Consider the following 651-nt stretch of genomic DNA (forward strand, 5'->3'; position numbering starts at 1 on the left):
ACAAGAAGCAGATATTGTTTGTTTTGACGAGTTCTTTGTGTCTGACATAACTGATGCCATGATTCTTGCCACATTGTTGCAAGAAATGTTTAAGCGTCAGATGGTGCTGGTGGCGACGTCAAACATCGAACCACAAAATTTGTATCGTAATGGCTTACAGCGAGCTCGTTTCCTTCCTGCTATTGATATGATTTTGGCGCGTTGCCATGTACTAAATGTGGATAGTGGTGTCGATTATCGTCTAAGGACGTTGGAACAAGCCGAAATCTACCATTATCCATTGGATGAGCAGGCTTCTATTAATTTAAATACCTATTATCAGCAGCTTACGGCTGAGCGTAAAAGCGTTGCTCACAAAATCGACATTAATCATCGACAGATTAACGTGATTGAAGCCAGTGATGGGGTGTTACATGCTTCTTTTGAGCAGTTGTGCCAAACCGCTCGAAGTCAAAACGATTACATTGAACTCTCACGTATTTATCACACGGTTTTACTGGCCGATGTGCGTCAGATGAATCGTAAAATTGATGATGCTGCGAGGCGTTTTATTGCTTTAGTCGACGAGTTTTATGAGCGTAACGTAAAACTGATTATTTCAGCGGAAGTCGAGATGGATGCCTTATATACCGAAGGACAACTGGAATTTGA

At 41.6% G+C, this 651-nt stretch carries 1 protein-coding gene; it reads left to right on the plus strand.

The annotated features are described in order from the left end of the window. Positions 1-651, plus strand: a 651-nt coding sequence (gene zapE, locus R8O10_RS25685) for a cell division protein ZapE (protein WP_318192019.1), incomplete at both ends; no start/stop codon positions are given.

This window comes from Vibrio sp. 1727 (assembly GCF_033344415.1).
In the GTDB taxonomy this organism is placed as follows: Bacteria; Pseudomonadota; Gammaproteobacteria; order Enterobacterales; family Vibrionaceae; genus Vibrio; species Vibrio alginolyticus.